This window comes from Xanthomonas sp. WHRI 10204 (assembly GCF_040202875.1).
Lineage (GTDB): Bacteria > Pseudomonadota > Gammaproteobacteria > Xanthomonadales > Xanthomonadaceae > Xanthomonas.
Genome location: NZ_JBEGDW010000001.1, coordinates 853070 through 880016, shown reverse-complemented (window position 1 = coordinate 880016; position 26947 = coordinate 853070). Strand labels below are relative to the sequence as shown.

23 protein-coding genes and 3 other RNA genes are annotated in these 26947 nt (G+C 65.5%); 5 read left to right on the top strand and 21 right to left on the bottom strand.

Annotation, left to right across the window (positions count from 1 at the left end):
* Nucleotides 1-9: 9 nt before the first annotated feature.
* From queE to aspS, 18 genes are all read right to left on the bottom strand, one after another.
* Nucleotides 10-693 carry a 7-carboxy-7-deazaguanine synthase QueE gene (queE, locus tag ABQZ00_RS03840; RefSeq protein WP_323537546.1) on the bottom strand — a complete coding sequence of 228 codons (684 nt, stop codon included), beginning with the start codon at nt 691-693 and terminating at the stop codon, nt 10-12.
* Between the two features lie 42 nt (nt 694-735).
* On the bottom strand, nt 736-1554 hold the full coding sequence (gene ybgF, locus ABQZ00_RS03835; protein WP_055849101.1) for a tol-pal system protein YbgF: 819 nt from the start codon (nt 1552-1554) through the stop codon (nt 736-738).
* Nucleotides 1555-1560: 6 nt separating this feature from the next.
* The gene (pal, locus tag ABQZ00_RS03830; protein ID WP_115528670.1) at nt 1561-2079 is read right to left on the bottom strand and encodes a peptidoglycan-associated lipoprotein Pal; all 519 of its coding nucleotides are present in this window, start codon (nt 2077-2079) and stop codon (nt 1561-1563) included.
* A gap of 57 nt (nt 2080-2136) precedes the next feature.
* The gene (tolB, locus tag ABQZ00_RS03825) at nt 2137-3456 is read right to left on the bottom strand and encodes a Tol-Pal system beta propeller repeat protein TolB (protein ID WP_115513619.1); all 1320 of its coding nucleotides are present in this window, start codon (nt 3454-3456) and stop codon (nt 2137-2139) included.
* A 267-nt stretch (nt 3457-3723) separates the two neighbouring features.
* On the bottom strand, nt 3724-4761 hold the full coding sequence (gene tolA / locus ABQZ00_RS03820; protein ID WP_115513620.1) for a cell envelope integrity protein TolA: 1038 nt from the start codon (nt 4759-4761) through the stop codon (nt 3724-3726).
* Nucleotides 4751-5200 carry a protein TolR gene (gene tolR, locus ABQZ00_RS03815; RefSeq protein WP_323518468.1) on the bottom strand — a complete coding sequence of 150 codons (450 nt, stop codon included), beginning with the start codon at nt 5198-5200 and terminating at the stop codon, nt 4751-4753. The genes tolA and tolR overlap by 11 nt, the downstream gene beginning before the upstream one ends.
* Nucleotides 5201-5378: 178 nt before the next feature.
* Nucleotides 5379-6158: a protein TolQ gene (gene tolQ / locus ABQZ00_RS03810; RefSeq protein ID WP_005996093.1), complete on the bottom strand. Its 780-nt coding sequence runs from the start codon at nt 6156-6158 to the stop codon at nt 5379-5381.
* Nucleotides 6159-6169: 11 nt separating this feature from the next.
* Complete coding sequence (ybgC, locus tag ABQZ00_RS03805) at nt 6170-6628, bottom strand: tol-pal system-associated acyl-CoA thioesterase (protein ID WP_323537547.1); 459 nt, start codon at nt 6626-6628, stop codon at nt 6170-6172.
* A 52-nt stretch (nt 6629-6680) separates the two neighbouring features.
* A complete protein-coding gene (gene ruvB, locus ABQZ00_RS03800; RefSeq protein ID WP_055849093.1) occupies nt 6681-7721 on the bottom strand; it encodes a Holliday junction branch migration DNA helicase RuvB in 1041 nt (346 codons plus the stop codon).
* Between the two features lie 39 nt (nt 7722-7760).
* Complete coding sequence (locus ABQZ00_RS03795; protein ID WP_323537548.1) at nt 7761-8882, bottom strand: SMI1/KNR4 family protein; 1122 nt, start codon at nt 8880-8882, stop codon at nt 7761-7763.
* Between the two features lie 2 nt (nt 8883-8884).
* Entirely contained in the window at nt 8885-10792 is a 1908-nt protein-coding gene (locus ABQZ00_RS03790) for a potassium transporter Kup (protein WP_055849087.1), read from the bottom strand.
* Between the two features lie 54 nt (nt 10793-10846).
* Nucleotides 10847-11431: a Holliday junction branch migration protein RuvA gene (ruvA, locus tag ABQZ00_RS03785; protein WP_055849084.1), complete on the bottom strand. Its 585-nt coding sequence runs from the start codon at nt 11429-11431 to the stop codon at nt 10847-10849.
* Between the two features lie 118 nt (nt 11432-11549).
* Nucleotides 11550-12074 carry a crossover junction endodeoxyribonuclease RuvC gene (gene ruvC, locus ABQZ00_RS03780; protein ID WP_055849080.1) on the bottom strand — a complete coding sequence of 175 codons (525 nt, stop codon included), beginning with the start codon at nt 12072-12074 and terminating at the stop codon, nt 11550-11552.
* 129 nt (nt 12075-12203) lie between these two features.
* Nucleotides 12204-12932 carry a YebC/PmpR family DNA-binding transcriptional regulator gene (locus ABQZ00_RS03775; RefSeq protein ID WP_115560144.1) on the bottom strand — a complete coding sequence of 243 codons (729 nt, stop codon included), beginning with the start codon at nt 12930-12932 and terminating at the stop codon, nt 12204-12206.
* An 89-nt stretch (nt 12933-13021) separates the two neighbouring features.
* A complete protein-coding gene (locus ABQZ00_RS03770; RefSeq protein ID WP_323537549.1) occupies nt 13022-13699 on the bottom strand; it encodes an alpha/beta fold hydrolase in 678 nt (225 codons plus the stop codon).
* Nucleotides 13700-13894: 195 nt separating this feature from the next.
* Nucleotides 13895-13970, bottom strand: a non-coding RNA gene (locus tag ABQZ00_RS03765) — sX9 sRNA.
* A 62-nt stretch (nt 13971-14032) separates the two neighbouring features.
* Entirely contained in the window at nt 14033-14560 is a 528-nt protein-coding gene (locus ABQZ00_RS03760; RefSeq protein WP_055849071.1) for a GNAT family N-acetyltransferase, read from the bottom strand.
* Between the two features lie 440 nt (nt 14561-15000).
* Nucleotides 15001-16752, bottom strand: a complete 1752-nt coding sequence (gene aspS, locus ABQZ00_RS03755; protein ID WP_323537550.1) for an aspartate--tRNA ligase — start codon at nt 16750-16752, stop codon at nt 15001-15003.
* Nucleotides 16753-16908: 156 nt separating this feature from the next.
* Here aspS and ABQZ00_RS03750 point away from each other — a divergent pair, with 156 nt between their 5' ends.
* Nucleotides 16909-17688: a DUF3011 domain-containing protein gene (locus tag ABQZ00_RS03750; protein ID WP_323537551.1), complete on the top strand. Its 780-nt coding sequence runs from the start codon at nt 16909-16911 to the stop codon at nt 17686-17688.
* Between the two features lie 214 nt (nt 17689-17902).
* Here the strand turns inward: ABQZ00_RS03750 and ABQZ00_RS03745 are convergent.
* From ABQZ00_RS03745 to ABQZ00_RS03735, 3 genes are all read right to left on the bottom strand, one after another.
* Nucleotides 17903-17977, bottom strand: a non-coding RNA gene (locus tag ABQZ00_RS03745) — sX9 sRNA.
* A 73-nt stretch (nt 17978-18050) separates the two neighbouring features.
* Nucleotides 18051-18659, bottom strand: coding sequence for a hypothetical protein (locus ABQZ00_RS03740; protein ID WP_503064264.1), 609 nt, complete (start codon nt 18657-18659; stop codon nt 18051-18053).
* Between the two features lie 32 nt (nt 18660-18691).
* Complete coding sequence (locus ABQZ00_RS03735) at nt 18692-19009, bottom strand: FmdB family zinc ribbon protein (protein WP_055849062.1); 318 nt, start codon at nt 19007-19009, stop codon at nt 18692-18694.
* A 482-nt stretch (nt 19010-19491) separates the two neighbouring features.
* Here ABQZ00_RS03735 and ABQZ00_RS03730 point away from each other — a divergent pair.
* From ABQZ00_RS03730 to ABQZ00_RS03715, 4 genes are all read left to right on the top strand, one after another.
* Nucleotides 19492-19567, top strand: a non-coding RNA gene (locus ABQZ00_RS03730) — sX9 sRNA.
* A 192-nt stretch (nt 19568-19759) separates the two neighbouring features.
* Nucleotides 19760-21004 (top strand): MFS transporter, encoded by a 1245-nt coding sequence (locus ABQZ00_RS03725; RefSeq protein ID WP_323518475.1) that lies wholly within the window; start codon nt 19760-19762, stop codon nt 21002-21004.
* A gap of 746 nt (nt 21005-21750) precedes the next feature.
* Nucleotides 21751-24162: a TonB-dependent receptor domain-containing protein gene (locus tag ABQZ00_RS03720; RefSeq protein WP_323537552.1), complete on the top strand. Its 2412-nt coding sequence runs from the start codon at nt 21751-21753 to the stop codon at nt 24160-24162.
* Between the two features lie 585 nt (nt 24163-24747).
* The gene (locus tag ABQZ00_RS03715; RefSeq protein WP_323537553.1) at nt 24748-26895 is read left to right on the top strand and encodes a phosphocholine-specific phospholipase C; all 2148 of its coding nucleotides are present in this window, start codon (nt 24748-24750) and stop codon (nt 26893-26895) included.
* Nucleotides 26896-26947 lie beyond the last annotated feature (52 nt).

Below are 26947 nucleotides of genomic sequence, written 5' to 3'. Positions count from 1 at the left end.
TAGCCGCTCTTAGCGGCCCGGCTCGTCGTCCCAGAGAATCTTGTGCAGCTGCATCTGGAAGCGGACCGGCAGGCGATCGGCCACGATCCAGTCGGCGAGCTGGCGCGGCGTGACTTCGCTCTTGCTGGGCGAAAACCACACCGTGCAACGGCGGTCGAGCGCGTGCGTCGCAACGATCTCGCGCGACCACTCGTAATCGGCGCGGCTGCAGATCACGAACTTGATCTGGTCGCGTGCGGTCAGCAATGCCAGATTGTCCCAGCGGTTGCGCGGCTCTTCGCCCGAGGCAGGCGTCTTGATGTCGACCACACGCGAGACGCGGGCATCGACCTCGGAAACATCCAGTGCACCGGAGGTTTCCAGCGACACATCGAAACCGGCATCGCACAGCTTCTGCAGCATTACCAGGCAGCGCTTTTGCGCCAGCGGCTCACCGCCGGTCACGCAGACATGCCGCACACCATGGCTGGCGACCTCGGCCACGATCGCGTCGATGTCATGCCACTGGCCGCCGTGGAAAGCGTAGGCGGTATCGCAGTAATTGCACCGCAACGGGCAGCCGGTCAGGCGCACGAACACGGTTGGCCAGCCAGCCGCTTCGGCTTCGCCTTGCAGGGACAGGAAAATTTCGGTGATCTTCAATCGCGGCAACGGCGACTGGACGATCTCGCTGGGGACGGCGGCGGCGTTCATGGGCAAAGTATGCGCCGCGCCAACAGGCAACGACACGCGGGCTCAGCGCAGTTGCTGGCCAAGACGGATGGACTGCAGGCGTTCCTGGGCGACACGTGCTGCGTCGGAGCCCTGATACTGCGAGACGACCTGCTGCAAGGTTTGCTGGGCTTCGTTGTTCTTGCCTTCGCCGTACTGCGACAGGCCGAGCTTCAACAGACCGCCAGCGGCCTTGTCATGCGTGGGATAGCGGCTGACGAGATCTCGGAACTGCGCCTCGGCAAGCTGGAAATTGCGGGTGGCGTAATAACTCTCACCCAGCCAATACAGCGCATTGGGGGTGTAGACACCATTGGGATAGAGCTCGAGAAAGCTCAGGAACAGCTGCGACGCGTCGTCGTATTTGCCGTTCTTCAATGCATCGAACGCAACGTTGTAGGCAGTGCGCTCATCGTTACTGACAGCCAGGGTGCCTGCATCGCCATGGACGGACGGCGGCTTCTCGGAAGTGGCCGCCGCTGCAGGCCGCGCGGCCGGAGCCGGGGCTGGGGGGACGCTGCCGGTGGCAGAAGGCAGCGGAGGCGTTGCGCCACCTGCACCTTCCAACCGGTTCAGACGTCCGTCCAGGTCCAGATACTGGTCCTTGGACTGTTGCTTGAGTTGCTCGTTGTCGTGCTGCAGCTGTTCAACGGTCGCTCGCAAGCCCTGCAGGTCCGAACGCGCCTGCTGCAACTGGTTGAGAAGATCGTTGTTGGCCTGACTATTGGCCTGCTGCTGCTCAAGCACCGCCACACGATCAGCGAGACTGGCTCGCTGGGCGTATGCCGGCGCGGCGACCACAAGGGCCGCCGCGACGAACAGAGATGTCACTCGAAAGCGCATCGTTTCTTACTGAGCCGTGTACACGATTTCGACGCGACGGTTCTGCGACCAGCAGCTTTCGCTGGTTTCGGTGCAGACCGGACGCTCTTCACCGTAGCTGACGACGGTCAGCTGGCTGGCCGAACCACCGGCAGCCTGCAGCGACGAAGACACTGCGTTGCCGCGGCGCTCGCCCAGGCCCATGTTGTACTCGCGCGAACCGCGCTCGTCAGCATTGCCCTGCAGGGTGATGCGCGAGGACGGACGGTCGCGCAGGTACTTTGCGTGGCACGCCATGATTGCCTGGAATTCCGGCTTCAGGGAGTCCTGATCCAGATCGAAGTAGACAACGCGCTGGCGCAGGCAAGCATCGGTATCCAGGTCGCCCGGGCCGTACAGGCCAGAGGTGGCCGGGCCGGTGGGAACGGAGGAACCGGCGGTGGTGTCGGTTGCAGGAGGCGGAATTTCCTTCACCTTCTTCGAGCAACCAGCCAGCACGGCAACGGACAACAGGGAGACAAGCAAGACGCGGGTGGACTTGTTCATGGGATACCTATGGAGGCTCTGGGCCAATGAGTGGTTTAACGCAGCGAAATATTAACATTAATGCGCGGTTCGGTAAGGCCCCCAAGCGGGTTCTCTCACATCACCATCGGCCAGAACCAGACGCTGGCGAACCCGAGCGTCGGCGGATACGGCGTAAAGCACGCCCCGGCCACCCTCACGTGCGGCGTACAACACCATGCTGGCGTTGGGCGCAAAGCTCGGCGATTCGTCCAGCGAACCCGGCGAGAGCGTGCTCCAGCTGGGCGAACCCAGGCTGCGATCCATCATGGCGATGCGGTAGCTATTGCCACTGCCCTGCGCCACGGCAATCTTCTTGCCGTCGAACGACACGCTGGCGGTCGCGTTGTAATTGCCCTGGAAGGTCACGCGGTTGGCGCTGCCGCCGCTAGCAGCCACCTGGTAGATCTGCGGACGACCGCCGCGATCGGAGGTGAAATAGATGCTGCTGCCATCCGGCGCCCAGGTCGGCTCGGTATCGATGCCGAAGTGGTTGGTCAGCTGGGTCAGCTGCTTGCTGCCCAGATCCATCACGTAGATCTCCGGGTTGCCGCTGCGCGACAGCGCCAGCGCCAGGCGACGGCCATCCGGCGAGAACGACGGTGCGCCATTGATGCCGCGGAAGCTGGAGACAAGCTCACGTGCGCCGGTGGCGATGTCCTGCAGGTAGATCGAGGAGTTGCCACGCTCGAAGCTCACGTAGGCCAGCTTCTTGCCATCCGGGCTCCAGTTCGGCGACAGCAGCGGCTCGGCCGAGCGCACGATGGTCTGCGGGTTGTAGCCATCCGAATCGGCCACCATCAGCGCGTAGCGCATGGCGCCACCCTTGCCGCTGGCGGTCACATAGGCGATACGGGTCCAGAACGCGCCGCGCACGCCGGTGATTTTTTCGTAGATCGCATCGGCCATCTGGTGCGACACGTCACGCATCGCATTGGCGCGCGCGGTCATCGCCAGGCCGAGCATGCGCTCGCCCTTGGCCACGTCGAACAGTTCGTACTCGACGCGATATGCACCCTCACCCGCATCCATCACGCGGCCGACGACGATGTAGTTCTGCTTGAGGGTGCGCCAGGTCTGGAACTGCACCTCGGTGCCGCGGGTCGGCTTTTCGACGATCTGCGCTGCCGGCAACGTGCGGAACTGGCCGGAACGATCCAGGTCGGCGCCGACGACGGCAGACACATCGGTCTGCGGTGCGGTGCCGGAGCCCTGGTAGGGCATGGGGATGACAGTGATCGGCGTCGCCGAGGCGCTACCGCCCACGATGTCGATGGTGAGCCCTTGCTGTTGCGCGAGCGCGCTCAGCGGCAACAACAGGGCGGTCAAGGCAGCTAGCCAACGCAGCGGTTTTTTCATGGACGGCTCGGATCGGGCAGGAAAAGTGTGCAAGGGATACCAATCAGCGAGTGAACATACTCGCAATCATGAACGAGACAACGTGAAAATGGAGCGAGCGGTCGAGCGGCGAGGCAACTTCGTCAGGCCTGAATCTGGTCGGGCGCTACCAAGCCGCAATCGACGCCGGCAAGACATGAGACGACAACGCATTGACCCGGTTGTCATCCGGGGCCTCTTACCCCGGTGCAACGCTCGCAAGCTGCCGCACCGCGATCCACCCAACGATTACTGATCCTGCGCGGTGAATACGAAGGTCAAATTGCGCTGGAACACCGATTCGAACCCGCGATACGGCAGCGGCTGCGCGCTCAACACGGCAGCCTCGATCGAGCGCTGGCCGGCCTCGTCGTACGGGCAACCCGGCGCGACCTTGGCCTCCATCACGCTGCCACCGGGCAACTGACGGATGTTGATGGTGCACTTCTGCCCCGGCGGCACCGATGGCGGGCGCACCCACTGGGCAAGCACCTTCTGCTGGATCGCGGCGGCGTACTTGGCCGACAGGTCGGTGCTGGTGCCGCCCTGCCCTGCAGTTGGCTGCGCACTGGTCGCTGCCGCGGCAGAGGCCTGCTGCGCGCGCGCAGCCGCAACCTGGCGCAGCTTCTGCTCGGCCAGCGTAGCCTCCTTGGTGGCCTGCTCGCGCTGGCGGCGGATGTCGGCGATCTTCTTCTGGCGCTCGGCGTCGGCAGCCTGCTCGGCAGCCGCCTGCTTCTTCTTGGCGTCGGCCTCTTCCTGCTGCTTGGCCAGGCGCAGTTTCTGCTCAGCCTCGTCCTGACGCTTGCGCTCGGTCAGGTCGATCTGCTCCTGGCGGCGCTTGGCCTCCTGTTCCTGCTTGGCCTTCTCTTCGGAAATGGCCAACGCATCGACCTTGTCCTGGTCGACCTTGTCCGGCTGGGCAACGCGTTCCTGCGCCTGTGCCTGCTGCTGCGTAGGCGCATCCTGCGGGCGCAGCTCCGGGATCGGCTGCGGCGGCGGCACACTTTCTTCCGGCGCGGGCTCGGGCAACGGTGCCGGCGGCGGGGGGGCTTCCACCGGCGTGGCCTTCAGCGCCTGACGCGCGACGCGTGCCTCGGCGGCGGAGACGTCCAGCGAGGCTTCCATGCTGGGGTCGCCCGCAGCCGGTTCGACCGAGCGTTCGGGCGACCACAGCCAGCCGGCGATGAACACCAGCGCGACCAGAATATGCACGACCAAGGCCAGCATGACCGGTCGCAGCCAGCCATCCTCGCGCGCGCCCTGGGTGGGGAGTGCGTCAGCGTGCATCGCTGCCTGCAGTGCCGCCGGAGTCGGAGATCAGGCCGACCTTCTCGACCTTGGCCTGCTTGAGCACGTCGATGGCATCCATGATCTTTTGATACGGCGCGGCGCGATCGCCAGCCACCACCACGCGTGCGTCCTTGTCCTGCGCCACGATGGCGGCCAGCTGCGCCTGCAGCGCAGTGACGTCCATGGCCTGCGGCTTGCCCTTGGGCAGCTGCAATGCCAGTTGTCCATCGGCGGCAACCACCACCACGATCGGGTCCTGCTTGCTTTCCAGCGCCTTGGCGCGCGAGCTCGGCAGGCTGACGTCGGTGCTCAGGGTCAATAGCGGTGCTGTCACCATGAAGATGATCAGCAGCACCAGCATCACGTCGATGTATGGCACGACGTTGATGTCGGATTTGAGCTTGCGCTTCTTACGGCGGGAAATACCGGAAATCATCGCGAAACGTTCCTAATTAATCCCTCGCACAGACGTGTGCGATCTGTCGCCAGTGGCTCGCCTGTCCAGGTGCTGCAGACCAGTGCGTGCGCATTGGCGATGGACGTATCCAGCCGCCGCGCGGTGCAGGTTCCTGCAACGCGCGCGCGCAGGCCAGAGAGCTTGCGAGAGAGGCGCATTACTCGTCCGCGCCAGCCTGGCGCTGCAGGATGGAGCTGAACTCGTCGGCGAAGGTTTCGTAGCGCACCGACAGCCGTTCCACGCGGGTAGTGAAGCGGTTGTAGGCCCACACCGCCGGGATCGCCACGAACAGGCCGATGGCAGTGGCGAACAAGGCTTCGGAAATACCCGGCGCCACGGCCGCGATACCGGCCTGCTCGCCGCTGCTGACCATGTCGTGCATGGTCACCATGATGCCGAACACGGTGCCGACCAGGCCAACGTACGGCGCGGTGGAGCCGATGTTGGCCAGCAATTCGAGATTGCGCTCCAGCTGATCGACCTCACGGGTGAAGGCGGTCCGCATGGCGCGCTGTGCGCCTTCGAGCTGCACGCGCGCATCCAGGCGACGGCGATCGCGCAGCCGCGAAAATTCGCGGAACCCGCTTTCGAACATCGATTCCAGACCGCCAACGGTGCGGTTGCGGTCGGTTGCCGAAGCGTAGAGCTTGGCAAGATCGGCGCCGGACCAGAAGCGGTTTTCGAACTCGTCCGCCTCGCGGTTGGCCTGCTTGAACGCACGCGCCTTGCGGAAAATGATCACCCAACTGATGAACGAGCCGATCAACAGCAACAGCACGATGATCTTCACCGGGATGCTGGCGCGCAGGATCAGATCAACATAGTTGATGCTGCTGTTATGCGCCGCCGTGGCGGTTTGCGCCGCGGCCGCGGTGACTTCCTGCGGTAGTGCTTCCACTACCGTGTCCTGCAGGGCCAGGAGCAATGCAATCGACATCCGTTGGTTCCTCAGTAATCTGATTCTGGGGTTTCTAAAGCTTTCAACACGTCATACAGCGCATCGTCCATGCCGCGCGGGCGGAAGTCGCTGGTGCCGAGTGCGGCGATGCGCACCTCGGCAGTCAACAGCACCTCGCCTTCGCGACGGACCGACTGCGCAAACAGCAGGCTGGCCCGTTTGCATTTCAGCAATACCGCCGACACAGACAGCGCGTCGTCGAGCCGGGCCGGCTTGAGGAAATCCAGTTGCATCGAGCGGACCGCAAACACCAGACCGTGCTCCTGGCGCATCAGATCCTGCCCGTAACCGACCGCGCGCATCCACTCGGTGCGCGCGCGTTCCATGAAAGCAACGTAGCGCGCGTGGTAGACCACCCCGCCGGCGTCGGTATCTTCCCAGTAGACGCGTGTCGGCCAACTGAATACAGGCGGGGAATCGGGAGGCGAGAATCGGGAATCGGTGGTCATGGGGACGGATTGTTGATCGAAACGGCCTGAGCAAGCGACGAGCGGAGCGTCATCAGAACAGGTCTCCCGGCTCGCCGATGGCTGGTGCGCGGTCGCGCGGCGGCTTCAGGCCCAGGTGCAGATAGGCCTTGGTGGTGACCATGCGGCCGCGCGCGGTGCGGATCAGAAAACCCTGCTGGATCAGGTAGGGCTCGATCACGTCTTCCAGCGTGCCGCGCTCTTCCGACAACGAGGCGGCCAAGGATTCCACGCCCACGGGGCCGCCGTCGAAATGTTCGACGATGGTGCGCAACATGCGCCGATCAAGCTCGTCGAAGCCTTCCGGGTCGACCTTGAGCATCTGCATGGCGGCCTGCGCCACCGGCAGATCGATATGACCGGCGGCCTTGACCTGGGCGAAATCGCGCACGCGGCGCAGCAGCCGGTTGGCGATACGCGGGGTGCCACGTGCGCGACGCGCGATCTCGGCGGCGCCGTCGGGCGTGCAGTCGATGCCCAGAATCGCGGCCGAGCGGATCACGATGCGGGTGAGCTCTGCCGGCGAATAGAACTCCAGCCGCTGCACGATGCCGAAGCGGTCGCGCAACGGCGCGGTCAGCAGGCCGGCGCGGGTGGTGGCGCCAATCAGCGTGAACGGCGGCAGATCGATCTTGATCGAACGTGCGGCCGGGCCGTCGCCGATCATGATGTCGATCTGGAAATCTTCCATCGCCGGGTACAGCACTTCTTCCACCACGGGCGACAGCCGATGGATTTCGTCGATGAACAACACATCGTGCGGCTGCAGGTTGGTCAGCAGCGCGGCCAGATCGCCAGCCTTTTCGATCACCGGCCCGGAGGTGGAGCGCAGGTTGACGCCCAGCTCATTGGCGATGACGTGACTGAGCGTGGTCTTGCCCAGGCCGGGCGGGCCGAAGATCAGCACATGATCCATCGCCTCGCCACGCGCCTTGGCAGCCTGGATGTAGATCTCCATCTGCTCGCGCACCGGCTGCTGGCCGAGGTAATCGGCCAGGCGTTTGGGGCGGATGCTCGCATCGGCGGCATCGTCTTCGCGGGTGGCGCTGCTGGCGATGATGCGCTGTTCGGTCATCCCGCCATCTTCGCATGCCGCGCGCGGGCGGCGCAGCCTCTAGAAATCAAGATCGGCCTGCCGCAGCACGCTGAAGAACGCATCGAAGCTGGGGGCGCGCCAGGTCGGGACCAGCCCCTCCCATTTCTCGAAATAGACGACTTCCGGCTCGCACTGCGGGCCGCGCGCGCGATAGTCCAGGCACAGCAGGCAATCGATGTTGTGGCACGACAGCACCAGCACCTGGTCCAGGCCGGCATGCAGGCACGCCGCCGCACTGAAGTCGTCAGGGTCTTCGAAGGCCGCGGCCAGGTCCAGCAGGCTGCCGATCTGCGCAAGCGGCGATAGATACCGATCCACCAGCACGCATTCCCAATCCACGTAATGCGCGGAAGCAAAGCGCGTGCGCGGCACCCAGCACCAGCCCGTGTCGCCGCCGTCCTGGACGCTGTACAGGCGTTTGAACAACGCCGGCAAGCGCACGCCCAGTCGCGCTTCGGCAGTGGCCAGCGCATCGGCGTCTGCAGCCGCTGCGGTGTCGTTCCAATGCCCGGGGCCGCTCCAGAAGGTGCGCAATGCCGGTGGCTGAGGCTGCCAGTGCACCAGCTCGTTCTCATCGTGCTTGGCCTGCAATGCAGGCGACCAGTACACGACATCGACCAGCTGCGACAGCAGAACGTCCACGTTCTCGAACACGATCAACCGACGGTTCCCGCCGGCATCGACATAGACCAGGGTGGGCTCGGCGCCGGGCACGGAATAATCCAGACACAAGGCCCGACTGGGTGAGCGGTGGTCGGCGGCGATGACGATCAGGCGGCGATCGTCGCCACCGGCGGCCAGACCGGCAAATGCGTCATCGCGGTAGTCCTCACGAGCGCGCACCTGCGCGAAGGAAAACAGCTCCGCGCTGCCAAGCAAGCGTGCACGCGGGATCAGCCATTCGGCGGTGAGCCAGTCGTCCGGCTGCTCCAGCGACTGACCACGCGCCATCTGCACCGCGCCGCCGTCATAGCGCGCATACAACGTGCGTAGCCACGTCGGCAGATGCACCCCGAGCCGCGCTTGCGCGGCGGCGATGGCAGCCTCGCTCGCTGGTGCACGCCCGAGATTCAGCGCTTCGTCCCAGAAGGTGTCCAGGCTCGGCGAGCGGCCGTAGACCATCCACTGCAGACCAGCCACGCTCAGATCTCCACTTGCGCGCCCAACTCGACCAGGCGGTTACCGGGAATACGGAAGAAGCCGGTGGCCGGGGCGGCGTTGCGATGCATCAGCGCAAACAGCTTGTCGCGCCAGATCGGCATGCCGCGGTTGGCGCTGGCCACGATGGTTTCGCGGCTGGCGAAGAAGGTGGTGTCCATCGGGTCGAAATGGATGCCGCCCTGGTCGCAGGAGCGCATCAGCGCCAACGGCACGTCGGGCGTTTCCATGAAGCCGAAGCGCACGTAGACGCGGTAGAACTCGTCGCCGATCGATTCGATCTGCAGGCGCTTGTCTACCGGCGCATACGGGATCGGCAAGGTGTCGACGTTGAGGAAGATGTTGCGTTCGTGCAGCACCTTGTTGTGCTTGAGGTTGTGCATCAGCGCATGCGGCACGACCATCGGGTCGGCGGTCAAAAACACCGCCATGCCCGGCACGCGCGCCGGCGGCGCCAGCATCAGGCCCGGCAGGAAGCTGTCGATGCGGATACCGTCCTTGCGGATCTCTTCGCGCAGCAGCGCGCGGCCACGCCGCCAGGTGCGCATCAGGGTAAACACCACGATGCCTAGCGCCAGCGGGAACCACGCGCCCTGCAGCAGCTTGGCGCCGTTGGCGATGACAAACGCCAGCTCGATGATGAAGAACACCACGCACAGCGGCAGCACCCAGTTGCGCCAGCGCGGCCACAAGGACCGCGCCACCAGGGCCAGCAGCAAGGTGTCGATCAGCATCGTCATCGAGACCGAGATGCCGTACGCCACGGCCAGATTGGTGGAGCTGCGGAAGATCAGCACCAGCGCGATCACCATCACCATCAACAGCCAGTTGATGCCGGGCACGTAGATCTGGCCGATGGTGGTGCGCGAGGTGTGCTTGATCTGCATGCGCGGGATGTAGCCCAGCTGCATGGCCTGGCGAGCCACCGAATACGCACCGGTGATCACCGCCTGCGAGGCGATCACCGCTGCCAGCGTGGCCAGGATGATCATCGGGTACAGCGCCCAGCTGGGCACCGCTTCGAAGAACGGGTTTTTCAGTGCGGCAGGGTGATTGAGTACCAGGGCGCCCTGGCCCAGGTAGTTGAGCAGCAGCATCGGCAGTACGAAGAAGTACCAGCCATGCCGGATCGGGCGTGCGCCGAAGTGGCCCATGTCTGCATACAGCGCTTCACCGCCGGTCACCGCCAGCACCACAGCGCCGAGGATGAACACCCCATGCCAGCCGTGCTCCATGAAGAAGCGGATCGCCCACCACGGATTGAAGGCTTTCATCACTTCCGGCGCATCGACGATGTTCCAGATGCCGATCGCGCCCAGCGACAGAAACCACAGACAAGTGATCGGGCCGAACACCTTGCCGACCGTTTCGGTGCCGAAGCGCTGCACCATAAACACGATCAGCAGCACCACCACGGTGATCGGCACGATGAAGGGATGCAGGCTGGGCGCGGCGATTTCCAGGCCTTCCACCGCGCCCATCACCGAGATGGCCGGGGTGATCACGCCGTCGCCGAAGAACAGCGAGGCGCCGAAGATCCCGAGGATGCCGACCACGTACGCCGATCGCGAGCCCTGTTTGAGGGTGCGCTGGGTCAGCGCCATCAGCGCCATGATGCCGCCCTCGCCCTCGTTGTCGGCACGCATGATGATGGTGACGTACTTGAGCGTGACGGTGATCATCAGCGCCCAGAACGCCAGTGACAGCACGCCCAGCACGGTGTCGTGATCGCTGGTCAACCCGTAGTGCGGCGAAAACGCCTCCTTGAGGGTGTACAGCGGACTGGTGCCGATATCGCCGAAGACGACGCCGATGGCGCCGACGACCAAGGCCATATGGCTGTTGGCAGGCGCGTGGCCGTGGCCAGCTGCGGGAGTGGAGGTCTGTGACATTGAGTGGGCAGGTTATCGCTGAAGGGCGTGAAGAATGAGAAAGGCCGAGCTCGCTTAACGCAGCGCGGCCTGGAGTGCCTTGCGAATGACCGTGGCGACTTCGTCGCCTTCTGCCCCGGCCTCGCGTGCCATGCGTGCAGCCTCGGCCGGCTTGTAACCCAGTTGCTGCAAGGCGACCGTGGCTTCGGACACCGCATCCGGACCCAGCTGGCCGGTGATCGGCGCGCCGCTGCTGAAGTCGGCGGCGCGGTCGCGCAGCTCGACCACCATGCGCTCGGCGGTCTTCTTGCCGATGCCCGGAATGCGCGTCAGCGCGGTGATGTCGCCGCCGGTGACCAGGCGGGCGAACTCGTCCACGCTGACCCCGGAGAGCACCGCCAGCGCGATCTTGGCGCCGATCCCGGTAACTTTTTGCACGTCGCGGAACAGCCGCCGCTCGCCCTCGCGCAGGAAGCCGTACAGCGCGACGCTGTCTTCCTTTTGCGCGTAATGGGTGAACAGGATGACGTCGCGACCGACATCGGGCAGATCGTAGAAGGTGCTCATCGGCGCCTCCAGCTCGTACCCCACCCCGCCCACGTCGATCACCAGCCACGGCGGCTGCTTGTAGGCCAGGATCCCGCGCAGACGGCCGATCATTGCGCACCGCCTTGGCGGTGCCGGGAATGGGGAATCGGGAATGGGGAATCGAAACAGCACGCGCCGTTATGAACTCCGCTCTGGGCGTTTCCGATTCCCAATTCCCGATTCCCGATTCTCATTTCTTGCGGCTCCAGGCCTGTTGGGTAGTGACGCCCAGACGCTGCGCGGTGGCGCGGACGTGGGCGTGGGTGATGGCAACCGCCAGTGCATCGGCGGCGTCGGCCTGCAGCTTGCCTTTCAGGTTGAGCATGATGCCGACCATGTGCTGCACCTGCACCTTGTCCGCGCCGCCCTTGCCGACCAGCGCGAGCTTGATTTCAGTGGCAGCGTACTCGTGCACCGGCAGATCGCGCATGACGACCGCGCAGATTGCCGCGCCACGTGCATGGCCGAGCTTGAGCGCCGAAGCGGCACTTTTGCCCATGAAGACCTTTTCGATCGCCACTTCATCCGGCCGGTAGGTCTCGATCAACTCGCCCAACCCGTGCAGCAGGCGCTTGAGCCGTTGCGCAAAGTCGCCCTCGCCCAGCAGCACCAGCGGTGCGTGATGCACATGCCGGCTGCGACCGCCCTCGTCGATGTCGATGATGCCGACCCCGGTGCGCTGGGAGCCAGGATCGATGCCCAGGATGCGGGTCATCGAGGAGCCGGGAATCGGGAGTCGGGAATCGGGAATGGGTAAAGCGGCCTACTGGCGTGCTCGACGTTGCCGAGCACCGCAGGATGCTGTCGTTTCGATTCCCGATTCTCCATTCTCAATTCCCGGCGCCTACGCGCCGAAACTCGATTGATCGACGTTCGAATACACGTCCTGGACATCGTCCAGGTCTTCGAGCAGGTCGAGCAGCTTGCGGACCTGCAGGGCAGTGTCGCCGTCGACGGCGATGTCGTTTTCGGCGCGGAAGGTGACTTCGGCGTGGGCCGGTTCCAGGCCGGCCGCAGCCAGGGCGTCCTTGACCTGGGCGAAGGCATCCGGGGCTGTCAGCACGTCGATCGCGCCGTCTTCCGGGTACACCACCACGTCGTCGGCGCCGGCTTCGATGGCCGCGTCGGTGAGGGTGTCTTCATCGATGCCGGCGGCAAAACTGAGCACGCCCAGGCGCTTGAACATGAAGGCCACCGAGCCATCGGTGCCCATGTTGCCGCCGCATTTGCTGAAGGCATGCCGCACGTCGGCCACGGTGCGCACGCGGTTGTCGGTCAGGCAGTCCACGATCACCGCCACGCCGCCGGGCGCATAGCCCTCGTAGCGCACTTCTTCGTATTCCACCCCTTCCAGCTCGCCGGTGGACTTTTTGATGGCGCGTTCGATCACGTCCTTGGACATGTTCGCCGACAGGCCTTTGTCCATGGCGGTGCGCAGGCGCGGATTGTTGGACAAATCGCCGCCGCCGGCGCGCGCAGCGACGCTGATCTCGCGGATGATCTTGGTGAACATCTTGCCGCGTTTGGCGTCGGAGGCGTTCTTGCGGCCTTCGATCGAGGGGCCTCTACCCATGGGTGATTCCAGACTGGCTTGTATGACAGGGCGCGGATTTTACCTGATTGCTTGCACTCACCGGGGCCGCGACATCCGCCAGCGGATGTTCAAGACGAAAAGCGGCCGCTGCGCAGGAAGGCCAACGCCTGCCGGGCCGCCTCGGGCGAGCGCAACAGCCCGCTGTGGCTGGCGTGCACCACGCAGTGGTCGCGCAGCCCGGGCAGACGGGTTTCGGCCAGCGCCACGGTGCCGTCCGAGCCCTCGGCCAGCGGCGCCAGCCAGCGGCCGACCCCGCGCGGCACGCACCCGGCAACCTGGCCGATCTCGACCGGCCCGTCCCAGCGCGCAAACCCTTGCTGCAGCAGGGCGGCGCTGCGCCCCATCGCCCAGACGCCCCCGCGCCGCGCCAGCCCGCGCGCAGCGGCGCTGCCGCACAGGGGCGAGCCCAGGCAGACCACGCGACGCACCGGTAGGTCGGGGGCATCGCACAAGGCCTGCAGGGCCATCAGCCCACCCAGGCTGTGGCAGACCAGCAATTGCGCGCGGCTGGTGCGCAGGCGTTCGATCAAGCGCGGCACCGCCTGCGCCGGCCCGCCGAGCACGCTGGCATAGCCGAACAGCGCGGGCGCCAGCCCATCGGCGCGCATCCGGCGCGCAAGCGGTAACAGCCAGTGCGCGGTATTCCAGATGCCGTGCACCAGCAGCACATCGGCGGTGGCGGTGGCCGCGTGCTTGCGCGGACTGCGCCGAGGGATGACAGGGATGGCCGACGATGCGTTGGACAAGGACGTGGTTACCGGAAGGGAAGGTGAGCGTCAGGCGAATGTCTGACGCGCATGGGGTCTGCAGCACCGACTACGCGATTGCGGTCGCAGGCTCGCTGCGCCGATCTTGCGGCAAGCGCAGTCGCGCCGGAGAAGGACAGAATGCCTTGCCTTGGCTTGCCTTGCCGCAACGGCAAGGCAGGCCTGGCTTGGAGCGGCGAATACACCGTAGCGAGCGGCTGCCAGGCGGGTGTGGACGGCGCACGGGAGACGGCGTGTACGAGCGACACAGGCCGATTCCGCGGCACCGGCCGCGCTGGTCCGATGCGCGTGCAGTCGTTTTGGTCGTCGCGCTTAGTCCGCCGCCAGCACCGGCTTGCGGCGCAGGATGAACTCGCGGTCGACGATCTTGCCCACCGGGAAGTCGTACTCGCCGATTTTTTCGAAACCGTAGCGGGCGTAGAAGCGTTGCGCACCGAAATTTTCCGACCACACACCGATCCACAAGGTGTGTGGGCCGTCGCGCTCGAGCCATTCCAAGGCAGTTTCGAACAGCCGGCTGCCCCAGCCGCTGCTCTGGTAGTCCTTCAACAGATACAGGCGCTTGAGTTCCCTGTCGCCGGGGCGCACCTCGTCGTGCGGCAGGCCGCATGGGCCGGCGGCGGCGTGGCCGACCAGCAGGTTGTCCAGCTCCAGCAACCAGATCGCGTAATCCGGATGCGCCAGCACGATGCGCGCACGCTCCACCGCATAGGTCTCTTCCAGAAAACCGCGCAGGTCTTCTTCCGGATACAGATGTCCGAAGGTTTCGGTAAACGTCTGCGCAGCCAGAAGCGACAGCGCTTCGGCATCGTCCGGCGTGGCGCGGCGGATGCGGGTCATGCGGGCCTCTCGTGCCGGGTGGACGTGGCAGCTTCTCGCATGCGGCGGCGGTTCTGCAAGTTGGGGAAACGGGAATCGGGAATCGGGAATCGGGAATCGGGAATCGGGCAAGCATCTGCGGTGCCTGGATTCCCCGTGTGCAGGATTCGGTGTGGGCGCTGATGGTTTTGGCGAAGCGCGCGACGCTGGCTGCGCACCGCAGCGCGTCGGAAAGATAACCACGACGTGCGAGTCGCGGCCATGTACTAGCGCAACGCCGGTCGGGTCGGAACGGACTTAAAAGCAAACCGCCGCCGGTTGATCGGCGGCGATTGGATGGCCGTGATACATGCACAGCCTCCGGCCCTGGCGCTGACGGTTCCGCCAAAGTGCGCAGCGCTGGCTGCGCTGGGCGCCTTGTACAGATGACCACGCATAGCGCGGCCATCTGCTCGCGCAGGTCAGGCCTGCTTGGGGCGCACCTGCACGTGCACTTCGGCCAGCTGCTCGGCGGCAATCGGCGATGGGGCGTCGGTCATCAGATCCTGCGCGCCGGTGGTCTTGGGGAACGGGATCACGTCGCGGATCGATTCGGTGCCAGCCATCAGCGCGGCGATGCGGTCGATGCCGAAGGCGATGCCGCCGTGCGGCGGGGCGCCGTAGTTCAACGCATCCAGCAGGAAGCCGAACTTGGCGCGCGCTTCTTCCGCGCCGATGCCGAGCAACTCGAACACCGCGCTCTGCATGTCCGGGCGGTGGATACGGATCGAGCCGCCGCCGATTTCATTGCCGTTGAGCACCATGTCGTAACTGCGCGACACGGCAGTGCGGGCGTTGGCGCGCAGGTCGGCGATATCGTCCACCGCCGATGCGGTGAAGGGATGATGCAGGGCGACGTACCGCTGTGCTTCGTCGTCCCACTCGAACATCGGGAAATCAGTGACCCACAGCGGCGCCCAGGTATCGGCGACCAGCTTGAAGTCCTTGCCGGCTTTCAGGCGCAGCGCGCCCATGAAGTCGGACACCTTGTTGTAGCCGCCGGCGCCGAAGAACACGATGTCGCCGTTGCTTGCACCCACGTGCTTGAGCAGCGCGGCGAACGCTTCTTCGGAAAAGAACTTGGCGATCGGCGAGCTGACTTCGCCGGTCTCCGACAGCTTGATGTAGGCCAGCCCCTTGGCGCCGTATTTGGCGGCGTGCGCGGCATAGTCGTCGATCTGCTTGCGCGACAGCGCTGCGCCACCGGGAATGCGCAGCGCAGCCACGCGGCCGTCGGCATCGTTGGCGGCGGCGGTGAACACCGGGAATTCACTGGATTTAACCAGCTCGGCCACATCGATCAGTTCCAGCGCGATGCGCAGGTCCGGCTTGTCCGAGCCATAGCGACGCATCGCCTCGGCCCAGGTCATGCGCGGGAACTGCGCGGCCAACTCGACGTCCACCACTTCCTTGAAGATGGCGCGGATCATGTCTTCCACGAAATCCTGCACATCGCGCTCGCGCACGAAGGCGAATTCCATATCGAGCTGGGTGAATTCCAGCTGGCGATCGGCGCGCAGCGCTTCGTCGCGGAAGCAGCGCGCGATCTGGTAGTAACGGTCGAAGCCGGCCACCATCAAAATCTGCTTGAACAGCTGCGGGCTCTGCGGCAAGGCGTAGAACTCGCCCGGATGCATGCGCGCCGGCACCAGGAAGTCGCGTGCGCCTTCCGGGGTGGCCTTGGTCAGGATCGGGGTTTCGATATCCAGGAAATCGCGCGCGTCCAGGTGGCGGCGCAGCGCCTGCACCAGCTTGATGCGGGTGCGCTGCATGCGCTGCATTTCCGGACGACGCAGGTCCAGATAGCGGTACTTCAGGCGGGTTTCTTCGCCCGGATTTTCGTGCGCATGGAACGGTAGCGGCGCCGCCTTGTTGAGGATGCTGATGCGGGTGGCGATCACTTCGACCTTGCCGCTGCGCAACTTGTCGTTGACCGCATGCCGCGCACGCACCACGCCTTCGACCTGCAGCACGTCTTCGTAGCCCAGGCTGGCGGCCACCGGGAACACCTCGGCGTTCTCCGGTTCCACCATCACCTGCACGATGCCTTCGTGGTCGCGCAGGTCGATGAAGCACACGCCGCCCAGGTTGCGGGCCACGTCGGTCCAGCCGGCGAGAGTGACGGTTTGGCCGATCATGGTCTCGTCGACCAGGCCGCAGAAGTGGGTACGCATCGAAAGCTCCGCTGAAAACCCGACGCAGGCAGCGCCGGAAAGCCGGATATTCTGGGGCCGGCGGGCGGCAGGAGCAAATGCGGCGACGGTCACCGGCGCTTAAGTCAGCGCCCGGCTGAATAGGCGCCACGCCCCTCCCGTACCAAGGACGTCACGATGCTGCGCACCGCCCTGCTGATCTCCGGCTTCAGTCTTGTCGCCCTCGCCGGCACCCTGGTCAGCCGCCCCGCCGCCGCGCAGGACCGCGGCTTCAATGGCCCCAGCATCACCTGCTCCAGCAACGATAACCGCCGCCGCGAGTGCGACACCCCGTTCCGGGGGCGCGCCGCGCTGGTGGAAAACATCTCCGGCACCCGCTGTATCGAAGGCCGCAACTGGGGCAGCGACCGTGGCCGCGTCTGGGTCGACAACGGCTGCCGCGGCCGCTTCGTCGAGGCCCGCGGTGGCTGGGGCGGTGGTGGCTGGAATGGCGGCGACGACCGCCCCGGCAATGCGGCCGCCGGCACCGTGCGTTGCGAAAGCCGCGACCAGCGCCAGGCGATCTGCAACACCGGCTGGCGGCGCGCGACGATCGTGCGTCAGCTCTCCGGCACGCCCTGCGTGGAGGGCCGCAACTGGCACCAGGAAAACGGCCGGATCTGGGTGGATGACGGCTGCCGCGCCGACTTTGCGCAGGCCCGTGGCGGTGGCGGTTGGGATCGCGATGACGGCTACGGCGGCCGTGACGATCGGCCGCGTGGCGACTACTCGGTGACCTGCAGCAGCGACGACCGTCGCCTGCGCAGCTGCGACTGGGACGTGCGCGCCGGCCGCCCGGTACTGACCCGCCAGTTGTCGAACACCCGTTGCGAAGAAGGCCGCACCTGGGGCTTCGACCCACGTCGTTCTGCGGTGTGGGTCAACGATGGCTGCCGCGCGCGGTTCGACGCGCGCTGAGGTTTCCAGGCTTGGTGTCTTTATGTGTTTGTCGCAACAGGCCGGTTCGTGGTGAGCCGGCCTGTTTGCGTTGGCGCGTTGCGGTTTTGCAACAAGATGAGCGGCCGCGCTATCTGAGCGACAGATTGGCGGTGGCAGGACCGAGGACGCTATTTGCTGCCGGCCGGGCGGCTCAGTCACGCGCAACCAAGCCTCGCTATCCACTCTTGCGATCGGCCCACCAAACGTAGCGCGCCGTTGTCAGATGCGCGTGGACGGCTTACAGGAGCCAGAGTCTGCGCGTGGCAATTAGGATGCCGAGCACCGGCCGCGCCCGCATGGCGGTGAGCGCCGTCGTTTTGTCCGCCGCTCTTGGCCGGCTCTCAACTTCCCCACGGCGCCGGAGGCAAGGGCACCGGCCGGGTGAGATCGAACTCCACCCGAAACAACCGCCCGCCCGGGCGACTCAGCTCGTACACCACGCTGCGCCCGGGCTGGATCTCCATCGCCCAGGTGTTCTGCAGCGAGGCGGTGGCACCCAATCGCTTGAACAAGGCAATCGATTCGGCATCCACCGGGAATTCCTGACGCGTGGCACTGCCCGCGCCATGGCTGTCACCGCCGTACTGGGTCAATGCATCCGCACTGCCATCGGCATGCCGATGATCGTGTTTGAGGCGTAAACCGGCCTGCGTGCGGGTCAGCACCCATGTGCGCGAGTGGTCGTCGCCCGCATGGAACGGCACCCGCAGCTCTCGACGCGGGTCGGCGCAACCGCGCACATGCATCACCAGCGCCTTGCCAGCGAACGGACTCGGCGTTGTCGATGCGGGCGTGTCGACCAGGACACGACCGGCAAACGCCTGCCCGCAGTGCGCCGCAAGCGCGGAGAGAAAGCGGTCGGCTGGCACGACGGCGGTGCTGGGCGGCGGGACGGCGCTGGCGCAGCCGCTGATCGCGATGGCCAGCAGCCACGGTGCCAAGCGCGACATCGTGCTGACAACGCTGCCGCGCATATCGACCATCACGCCGCGCCGGATGCCGGCTTTGCGGCGGGCGCGGCCGGTGCGGCTGCGGGCTTGCTGTCGCTGGCCGCCGCCGGCTTGGCATCGCCGCCGCCTGCGCTGCTGCTCTCGGTGAGGTTCTTCTTCTTTTCGCCAGCCGACTTGAAATCGGTCTCGTACCAGCCGCTGCCGGACAAGCGGAATGACGGCGCGGTGACCTGGCGCTTGATGGTGGCCGCCGCGCAGGACGGGCAGGTCTGCGGATCGGGGTCGGCCATCTTCTGCAGGCGGTCGAACGAGTGGCCGCAGGTGGTGCACTGGAACGCGTAGATGGGCATGACAAATTCGCTGAAGACGATGCAAGGGCGCCGATTCTAGACGGATGCGGGCATGTCGGCGCAATGATCGAATCGCGCGCTGGCGCATGGCCGGGCTGGCGGGAGAGTGCTGGGCAGTGACCGACGCATTGCGGATGCACGTACGGTGCGTCGGGCATCTTGGCAAGCTGGGGCGTCTCGCGGGCTGGACGCTTGAGGCTGCTGGCTTCTGGCTTCTGGCTTCTGGCGGCTGGCGGCTGGCGGCTGGCGGCTGGCGGCATCGAGACGATCAGCGGATTCGTTGCGTCAACGAAGACGCTTTCGGCCTGCTCGTCAGTTACGGCCTGGAAGGCTCTCCTCATCTATGGAGCGCGGCTTAGCCATGCCATTTTGATCTGGCACTTCCGGCGACTCTCCTTCACCAGCGCGGACCTGGCCTCAGAGCAGCCAACAAAACTCCTTCGCTCACCGCCAGGCGGGCGCGGCCTGTCCGCGGAATTCTCATGTAGCACTCGCACACCCAGGTTCCTGCGTGCCGTTCGCAACCACCTGACGACTGCTCGCTACGTCTTGTTCGCCGCTCTAAATGCACGCCGGCCTGCGTCTCCGCCCACACATGGTGATGGCGCAACCCCACTCCATTGGCAGCGAGCTACTCAGCCATCGCCACATGATCGCGTTATGCGAGCCACATCGATCGAGTCGCAGCAGCGCGGCTGCTACACTCGATCACGTGATCGACGCGCCTTTTCCCACACGAGGGCCGCATCCATGTTGCGGCTGACTGCCCTGTTACTGGGCGTTGCCCTGCTGCTGACCGGCAGCGGGCTGCTCGGTACGTTGCTCGCCGTGCGCGGCGGTCAGGCCGGGTTCGATGCGCGTGCGCTGGGCCTGATCATGTCTGGTTATTTCGCCGGCTTTTTTCTAGGCACGTTTTTCGCCCCGCCGCTGATTCGACGCATCGGGCATATCCGCGCATTTGCGTTCTACGCATCGCTGGCCGCCATTGCCGTGTTGTTGCATCCGATCTGGCTCGATCCCTGGGGTTGGGGTGTGTTGCGCCTGTTCACCGGCGCTGCCCTGGTGGGCTTGTACACGGTGATCGAAAGCTGGCTCAACGCCGAGCCGGATGCACGCCGACGTAGCCGTGTTTTCTCGGTATACATGGCGATCAATCTGTCGGCGCTGGCGCTGGGCCAGATTCTGCTGACCGCCGGCGACGCGCGAGCACCGGCCATGTTTACGCTGACCGCCATCCTGATCTGCGCGGCGGTAATGCCGGTCGTCACCACGCGCTTGATTCCGCCGGAGGTGCCGCAGGTGTCGCGCCTGCGCCTGAAAACGCTGTATGCGCTGGCGCCGGTCGCCACCGTCGGCGCCGGATTGTCGGGATTGGCGATGGGTGCGTTCTGGGGCTTATTGCCGGTGTATGCCAACCGCATCGGACTGGATGCAGATGGCGTGGCGATGTTCATGCTCACCGCAATCGTGGGCGGTGCCGTGCTGCAATGGCCGATCGGGCGCATCAGCGACGGGCACGACCGACGCATCGGCCTGGTCACGGTGAGCGTGCTGGCCGCCGCCATCGCCATCGCTGCCGCAGTGCCGATGGTGCAGTCGCAGACCACCGTCTTGTTTATGCTGTTTTTCGTGTACGGCGGGCTGGCGTTTTCGCTGTACCCGTTTGCGGTGGCGCACATGCTCGATTACCTGCCGCGCGAAGACCTGCTATCGGGCTGCAGCAGTCTGTTGCTGGTGCATGGCGTGGGCGCGGCCATCGGCCCGGCGCTGGCGGGCGGGGCGATGCAGAAGTTCGGCCCTGCGGCGCTCCCGGTCTATTTCGCAGTAATGTTGTTGGCGCTGGCCGGTTTCACGCTGTCGCGCTTGCTGCGGTTTGCACGTCGTCGCACGCATCCCATCGCGTTCCGGCCGATGCTGCGCACCACGCCATCGGCACTGGAATTGATGCCGGAAACCCAACAGATCGAAGCAGCGCCAAACGCCAAGAAGCGCTGAGAACGCGATGTCTCGGTCGTAAGCTACCGACGCTGGTGCGATACGCGGGATACAGCTCGCAGCGGCATGTATCTTTCGCACAGATCTGGGCTGCGTGAGATGCCCACAGGCCCTGCCGGTTGCTCGCGATGTTTTTTCAGCCGCTTCAGGACTTGGAGCGCGCGTTGTGGTGCGGCTGGACGCTTTGCATGCGTCGAGTGCAGAGCGTGGATCTGCGCTTTGCTGCAGGGCCCTTGCCCGCCCACCATCGCAGGACACGCTGCAAGTACGTCCATGTAAGCTCTTTGGCGGCATCCATGCCGCCAAAGGTCCCGCGACGGTGGGCGGGCAAGGACCATCCAAGATGGTCGGTTTGTAGGTTTTCAACAAAACAACCCACACACTTTCTGGCGTGGTGTCCTCACCGCTTGCGGGACCCTGTGGCGGCATGGATGCCGCCACGGAGCGTCCATGGATGGATTCACAGCGTGTCCCGCAAGCGGTGAGGACATCGCGCACTCGACCAACCGACCACACAACTTGCGCCCCCCCAAACAGCGTTGAATCGCGCACGGTGAAGACACCACACGCCAGACCAACCGAACACGCAGCATACGCATTGCCAAATAGCGCTGAATCGCACTCAGACTAGAGGCAGAGAAGCTGCGCACATCCACCCAGTGATCGCAGCCCATCTGTAGCGCGGTCATCATCACGCAATGCAAGCACGGCAGTCTGCGGCCACCTCCCCCGCTCCTTGGATTGCAATGGATTTGACCACCTGCCCGCGCGTGCGACATCCGGCCACGCTTGCCCTGCTGCTGGTTCCATTCGCCCTGCCCGCTTACGCGCAGCAGGCACCGGATGGCGCCACGCCGGCAGCGCCAAGTTCAGAAGTGCTTGCCAGCGGCGAGCAGGTGTCCACGCTCGATCAGGTGCAGGTGGTCGGGCAGGCAATGACGTACTCCAAGACCACCGTCAGCAAGGAAATGCTCGACCGCCAGTTCGTGCTGGGCAGCGTCAACGACGCGCTCAACGAACTCCCCGGTGTGGTGGTCACCGAAGCCGATGCATTCGGCTCGTCCGATTGGGGCACGCAGATCAGCATGCGTGGCTTTGTCAGCAACCGCGACACGCAGCAGATCGGCACCACCGTCGATGGCGTGCCCAACGGTGGCTCGGCGTATGGCGGCGGCTCCAAGGCCAACCGCTTTATCGACATGCCGGACCTGGAAACGGTGGAAGTGAGCCAGGGCACCGCCGATATCGCATCGCGCTCGAACGAAGCGCTGGGCGGCACACTGAATTACCTCACGGGCGAGCCGCTCGAAGAACAGCGTGTGCGCGTGATCGGTGGCATCGGCGACAACCAGGCCCGCAAGTATTACGCGCGCTACGACACCGGCCTGCTCGGCGGCAACACGCGCGCCTGGATCAGCGGTTCGTCGGCGCGCAACGATGACTGGATCGACGGCAGCGGCCACACGAGCCGCGACCATCTGGCCGGCAAGTTCGTCAGCGCGTTGAACAAGTGGACGCTCAGCGGCTACGCGTCCTACGACGATGCCGACGAATCCGAATACACCAGCGTGACGCCTGAGCAGTTCGCGCGCGACCCGGAACACGATTTGTTGACCGGCACGCTCACCGGCATTCCGTATCTGGATCAGAACTATCGCTCCGGCTCGCGCGCGCTGCGCAAGAACACCTTCGGTTATCTGCGCGGCGCCTTCGATGGCGGCAATGGCTTCAAGACCACGCTCACCGGCTACGCGCATCGCATGCAAGGCCGCGGCGACTGGATTCCGCCGTATCTGGTGGACGTCACCAACGATGGCGCCGGCGCGCCGGAATCGGAGGCGCGCGGCGGCAACACCGTGTATGCCGGCAGCGACCTGGGCAAGCTGTATTACCTGACCCCAGGCGGTGCGGCGGCAACGCTGCTGGCCGGTTGCGCCGGCAGTGCGGCGGTGCCGGCCGAATCCAATCCGGCCTGCTATCCGGCAGGTTCGGTGCCGGTGCAGTCGCATCGCCACAGCCATTACGACAATCACCGCGCCGGTGCGATGGCCGATGTGGAATGGCGCCACGATCTGGGCCCGATCGAAAACACCGTGCGTGCCGGCGCCTGGCTGGAGCGCGTTGAGCGCAGCGTCACCCGCGACTGGCATCGCCTGCTCAACGTCGGCACCAACATCGGCTTTGACCATCAGCCGTACTGGGTGCAATTCAAGGACAACTACCAGACCGACGAGCAGATGTATTACGTCGAAGATGTGATGCGTTACGGCGCTTTCGCCTGGCGCGTCGGCGTGAAGCAGTTCTTCCTCGACCAGACCCGCGACCGTCGCATCGGCGATGCGCAGCATGTGGAGTCGGATTCGCACTCCGACCCGCTGCTCTCGGCGGGCCTGACCTGGACCACGCCGGTGCAGGGGCTGGAAGCCTTCGCCGGGTATTCGCAGAATTTTGCCGCGATTCCGTCCGGCGTGCTGGGCGAAACCGACCCGGTCGCACTCAGCCGCGTGCAACCGGAAACTGCCGACAATATCGAACTGGGCCTGCGCATCAGCCGCTGGCCGTTGACCGGCAGCGTGACGCTCTACGACATCCGCTTCGACAATCGCATCGTGTATGTGCCGGCCAACTTCGTCAGCGGCATCGACTATCTGGGCGAGACCGACGGCGTGTATGAAAACTTCGGCGGCGTGCATGCGCGCGGCGTGGAAGCGGCGCTGGGCTACGGTTGGGACAACGGCTGGCGCCTCAATGGCGCCTACACCTACAACAAGGCCGATTACCTGGGCAGCGGCGATGCCGCGCGCGACACCGCCCTGGACATCACACCCGGCGCGCAGGTGATCGGCCAGCCGCGCAACACCTTGGTGGTCTCGGCCGACTGGCGTGGGGAAGCATGGCGCTTCGGTGTGTCCGGTCGGTATCTGGGCAAGCGCTATCTGGATGCATCCAACCGCGCCGCGCTTGATGGGGTGACCACCTTCAATGCGAATCTGGGCGTGGAGCTGTCGCAGCTATCTGCGCAACTCAAGGGCCTGCAACTGGCGCTCAATGTCAGTAACCTCACCGACAAGCGCTATCTGGAAGGCGTGGACGGCAGCGATAGCGCCTTCATCGCCGCGCCGCGCACGCTGGGGCTGACGCTGACGCTGGATCTGTAACGGCCACCTGCCATGCTGACGTGCACGCCGGGACTGTTTCCCTCTTCCGCTTTGCGGGAGAGGGCTGGGATGAGAGCACAGCGCCCCCATCCGCCCTTCGGGCACCTTCCCCCGCAGGCAGGGGAAGGGAATCGGACGGGTTCAGCCACTCAATAGCGCCTTCATCGCCGCGCCGCGCACGCTGGGGCTGACGCTGACGCTGGATCTGTAACGGCTACCTGCCATGCTGACGCGCACACCGGGACTGTCTTCCTCTCCCGCTTTGCGGGAGAGGGCTGGGGTGAGAGCACAGCGCCCCCATCCGCCCTTCGGGCACCTTCCCCCGCAGGCGGGGGAAGGGACTCGGACGGGTTCAGCCACTCAATAGCGCCTTCATCGCCGCGCCGCGCGCGCTGAGGCTGACGCTGACGCTGGATCTGTAACGGCCACCTGCCATGCTGACGTGCACGCCGGGACTGTCTTCCTCTCCCGCTTTGCGGGAGAGGGCTAGGGTGAGAGCACAGCGCCCCCATCCGCCCGTCGGGCACCTTCCCCCGCAGGCGGGGGAAGGCACTCGGACGGGTTCAGCCACTCAGAGGTGACACGATGATCGACCTGCCCCGCCGCCGTTTGCTGCAAGCCGGCCTGACCAGCGGTGCGGCCGCACTGTTGCCCAGCATCGCGCGTGCCGCCGCCATCGCGCCGGACCGCCGCAGCGGTACGCTGGAGGATCTGCAGCACGTGGTGATCCTGATGCAGGAAAATCGCGCGTTCGATCATTACTTCGGTTCGCTGCCCGGCGTGCGCGGGTTCGGCGATCGCTTTCCGATCCCGGCCCCACCGCTACCGGGCGCGCCCTCGCGCACGGTGTGGCTGCAGCCCAGCGAAGACGGCATGCAATGGCTCACGCCGTTTGCACTGGATACCGCAGCGCAATTCGGCTTCATGCGCGTCAAGGGCACGCCGCATAGCTGGCCGGATGCACAACAGGCCTGGGACCACGGCCGGCTCGGGCAGTGGGCGGCAGCCAAACACAATCACGCGCTGGGCTACTACGGACGGGCGGATATTCCCTTCCAATACGCGCTCGCCGATGCGTTCACCATTTGCGATGCGTACCACGCCTCGATCCAGACCGGCACCAATTCCAATCGCGTGTTCCTGTGGACGGGTGGCAACGATCCGCACGGGCGCCATGGCGGGCCAGTGATCGGTAACTCGCACGACAACTTTCCGGAGCTGGGCGGGTTTGCCGAGCCGTATCGATGGACCACCTATGTGGAACAACTGCAGCGCGCGGGTGTGAGCTGGCAGATCTATCAGGACATGGCCGACAACTTCACCGACAACCCGCTGGCCGGGTTCGAGGCGTTTCGGCAGGCCTACAGCAGCGCGCCCGGTCACGATGCGCAGCTGCGTGCGCGCGGCATCAGCACGCGGGGCGTGGAGCAGTTGCGCGCAGACGTGATGGCCGGTCGGCTGCCGTCGGTGAGTTTTGTCATTGCCGATGCGGCCGGCAGCGAACATCCGGACCCGTCCAGCCCGGTGCAAGGCGCGGCCTACACCGCACGCGTGCTGGATGCGCTCACCGCCAATCCGGCGGTGTGGAGCCGCACTGCATTGCTGCTGATGTTCGATGAGAACGATGGATTTTTCGATCACATGCCGCCGCCGGCGCCACCATCGCCGGACCCGCGCGCGGCCGGCGGGTTTGCCGGCGCCTCCACCGTCGCCACCGACGACGACTACCATCGCCAGCCTGCACCCGGTGAGCAGAAAGTGGATCTGCCCGCACTGCGCGGCCGTCCCTACGGACTTGGTCCGCGCGTGCCGCTGTATGTGATTTCGCCGTGGAGTCGCGGTGGCTGGGTGGATTCGCAGGTGTACGACCACACTTCGGTGCTGCGCCTGCTGGAACGACGGTTTGGCGTGCAGGCGTCAGAGATCACGCCATGGCGGCGCGCGGTATGTGGCGACCTGACCAATGCGTTCGATTTCCGCAATGCCGATGCACGCCCATTCGTCGCATCGCTACCCGATGTGGGCGATGCGGCAGCGCGCGCAGCAGCCTTGCGCGAGCACACGCTGCCGCCGCTGCCGGCCACGTTGCAAGCGCCCGCGCAACCGTTTGGCGTGCGCCGTTCGCGCGCCGTGCCGTATCGCCCGAGCGTGCAACTGGCGCATGTGCAAGCGCGCGGCGAGGTGCAGCTACGCCTGCGCAACAACGGCGCAGCGGCGGTGCTGCATGTCTACGACCGCTACGACCTGGCGGCGATCCCGCGCCGCTACACGGTGGGCAACGGTGCCACGCTGGACGGCGACTGGACCACCTACGATGGCCGCTACGATCTGTGGCTGATCGGCCCCAATGGATTCCATCGCCACTATCGCGGCGACCTGAGCGCTGCATTGCTGGTAGCCGACATCACCCAGGCAGCGGATGACCCGGCGGCGCTGTCTTTGTCGTTGCACAACACCGGCACCACGCCGATCCAGATCGCACTGCAACCGGCCGCTTATGCGCAGGCGCAACCGCGCGAGCAACTGCAGCTTGCCGGAGGCCAGACCTGGCAACGCAGCTGGAAAGCGGCAGCCAGCGGCGGTTGGTACGACCTGTGGATCGAACACGACGGCGCAAGCCAACGCCTGGCCGGTCGCATCGAAACCGGTGCAGACAGCGTTAGCGACCCGGCAATGGGTGGGCCGGCGCGGCTGCAGCAGGATAGGCCTATCGTGATCGGCCCACTGGGCTGAGCCGTGCGGCCTTGCGCCGTGCGAAGGCTGCGCGCAGTGCGGGATCGCGAGC

What these genes read in the sequence shown, in the direction of transcription:
- ABQZ00_RS03775 (WP_115560144.1), bottom strand. Translation starts at nt 12,932, where the DNA reads ATGGGTAGAGGCCCCTCGATCGAAGGCCGCAAGAACGCCTCCGACGCC.
- ABQZ00_RS03750 (WP_323537551.1), top strand. Translation starts at nt 16,909, where the DNA reads ATGCTGCGCACCGCCCTGCTGATCTCCGGCTTCAGTCTTGTCGCCCTC.
- ABQZ00_RS03715 (WP_323537553.1), top strand. Translation starts at nt 24,748, where the DNA reads ATGATCGACCTGCCCCGCCGCCGTTTGCTGCAAGCCGGCCTGACCAGC.
- ABQZ00_RS03720 (WP_323537552.1), top strand. Translation starts at nt 21,751, where the DNA reads ATGGATTTGACCACCTGCCCGCGCGTGCGACATCCGGCCACGCTTGCC.
- tolR (WP_323518468.1), bottom strand. Translation starts at nt 5,200, where the DNA reads ATGATTTCCGGTATTTCCCGCCGTAAGAAGCGCAAGCTCAAATCCGAC.
- ruvA (WP_055849084.1), bottom strand. Translation starts at nt 11,431, where the DNA reads ATGATCGGCCGTCTGCGCGGGATCCTGGCCTACAAGCAGCCGCCGTGG.
- ybgF (WP_055849101.1), bottom strand. Translation starts at nt 1,554, where the DNA reads ATGCGCTTTCGAGTGACATCTCTGTTCGTCGCGGCGGCCCTTGTGGTC.
- tolA (WP_115513620.1), bottom strand. Translation starts at nt 4,761, where the DNA reads ATGCACGCTGACGCACTCCCCACCCAGGGCGCGCGCGAGGATGGCTGG.
- tolB (WP_115513619.1), bottom strand. Translation starts at nt 3,456, where the DNA reads ATGAAAAAACCGCTGCGTTGGCTAGCTGCCTTGACCGCCCTGTTGTTG.
- queE (WP_323537546.1), bottom strand. Translation starts at nt 693, where the DNA reads ATGAACGCCGCCGCCGTCCCCAGCGAGATCGTCCAGTCGCCGTTGCCG.
- aspS (WP_323537550.1), bottom strand. Translation starts at nt 16,752, where the DNA reads ATGCGTACCCACTTCTGCGGCCTGGTCGACGAGACCATGATCGGCCAA.
- ABQZ00_RS03740 (WP_503064264.1), bottom strand. Translation starts at nt 18,659, where the DNA reads ATGTCGCGCTTGGCACCGTGGCTGCTGGCCATCGCGATCAGCGGCTGC.
- ABQZ00_RS03735 (WP_055849062.1), bottom strand. Translation starts at nt 19,009, where the DNA reads ATGCCCATCTACGCGTTCCAGTGCACCACCTGCGGCCACTCGTTCGAC.
- ruvB (WP_055849093.1), bottom strand. Translation starts at nt 7,721, where the DNA reads ATGACCGAACAGCGCATCATCGCCAGCAGCGCCACCCGCGAAGACGAT.
- ABQZ00_RS03725 (WP_323518475.1), top strand. Translation starts at nt 19,760, where the DNA reads ATGTTGCGGCTGACTGCCCTGTTACTGGGCGTTGCCCTGCTGCTGACC.
- pal (WP_115528670.1), bottom strand. Translation starts at nt 2,079, where the DNA reads ATGAACAAGTCCACCCGCGTCTTGCTTGTCTCCCTGTTGTCCGTTGCC.
- tolQ (WP_005996093.1), bottom strand. Translation starts at nt 6,158, where the DNA reads ATGTCGATTGCATTGCTCCTGGCCCTGCAGGACACGGTAGTGGAAGCA.
- ABQZ00_RS03760 (WP_055849071.1), bottom strand. Translation starts at nt 14,560, where the DNA reads ATGACCCGCATCCGCCGCGCCACGCCGGACGATGCCGAAGCGCTGTCG.
- ruvC (WP_055849080.1), bottom strand. Translation starts at nt 12,074, where the DNA reads ATGACCCGCATCCTGGGCATCGATCCTGGCTCCCAGCGCACCGGGGTC.
- ybgC (WP_323537547.1), bottom strand. Translation starts at nt 6,628, where the DNA reads ATGACCACCGATTCCCGATTCTCGCCTCCCGATTCCCCGCCTGTATTC.
- ABQZ00_RS03790 (WP_055849087.1), bottom strand. Translation starts at nt 10,792, where the DNA reads ATGTCACAGACCTCCACTCCCGCAGCTGGCCACGGCCACGCGCCTGCC.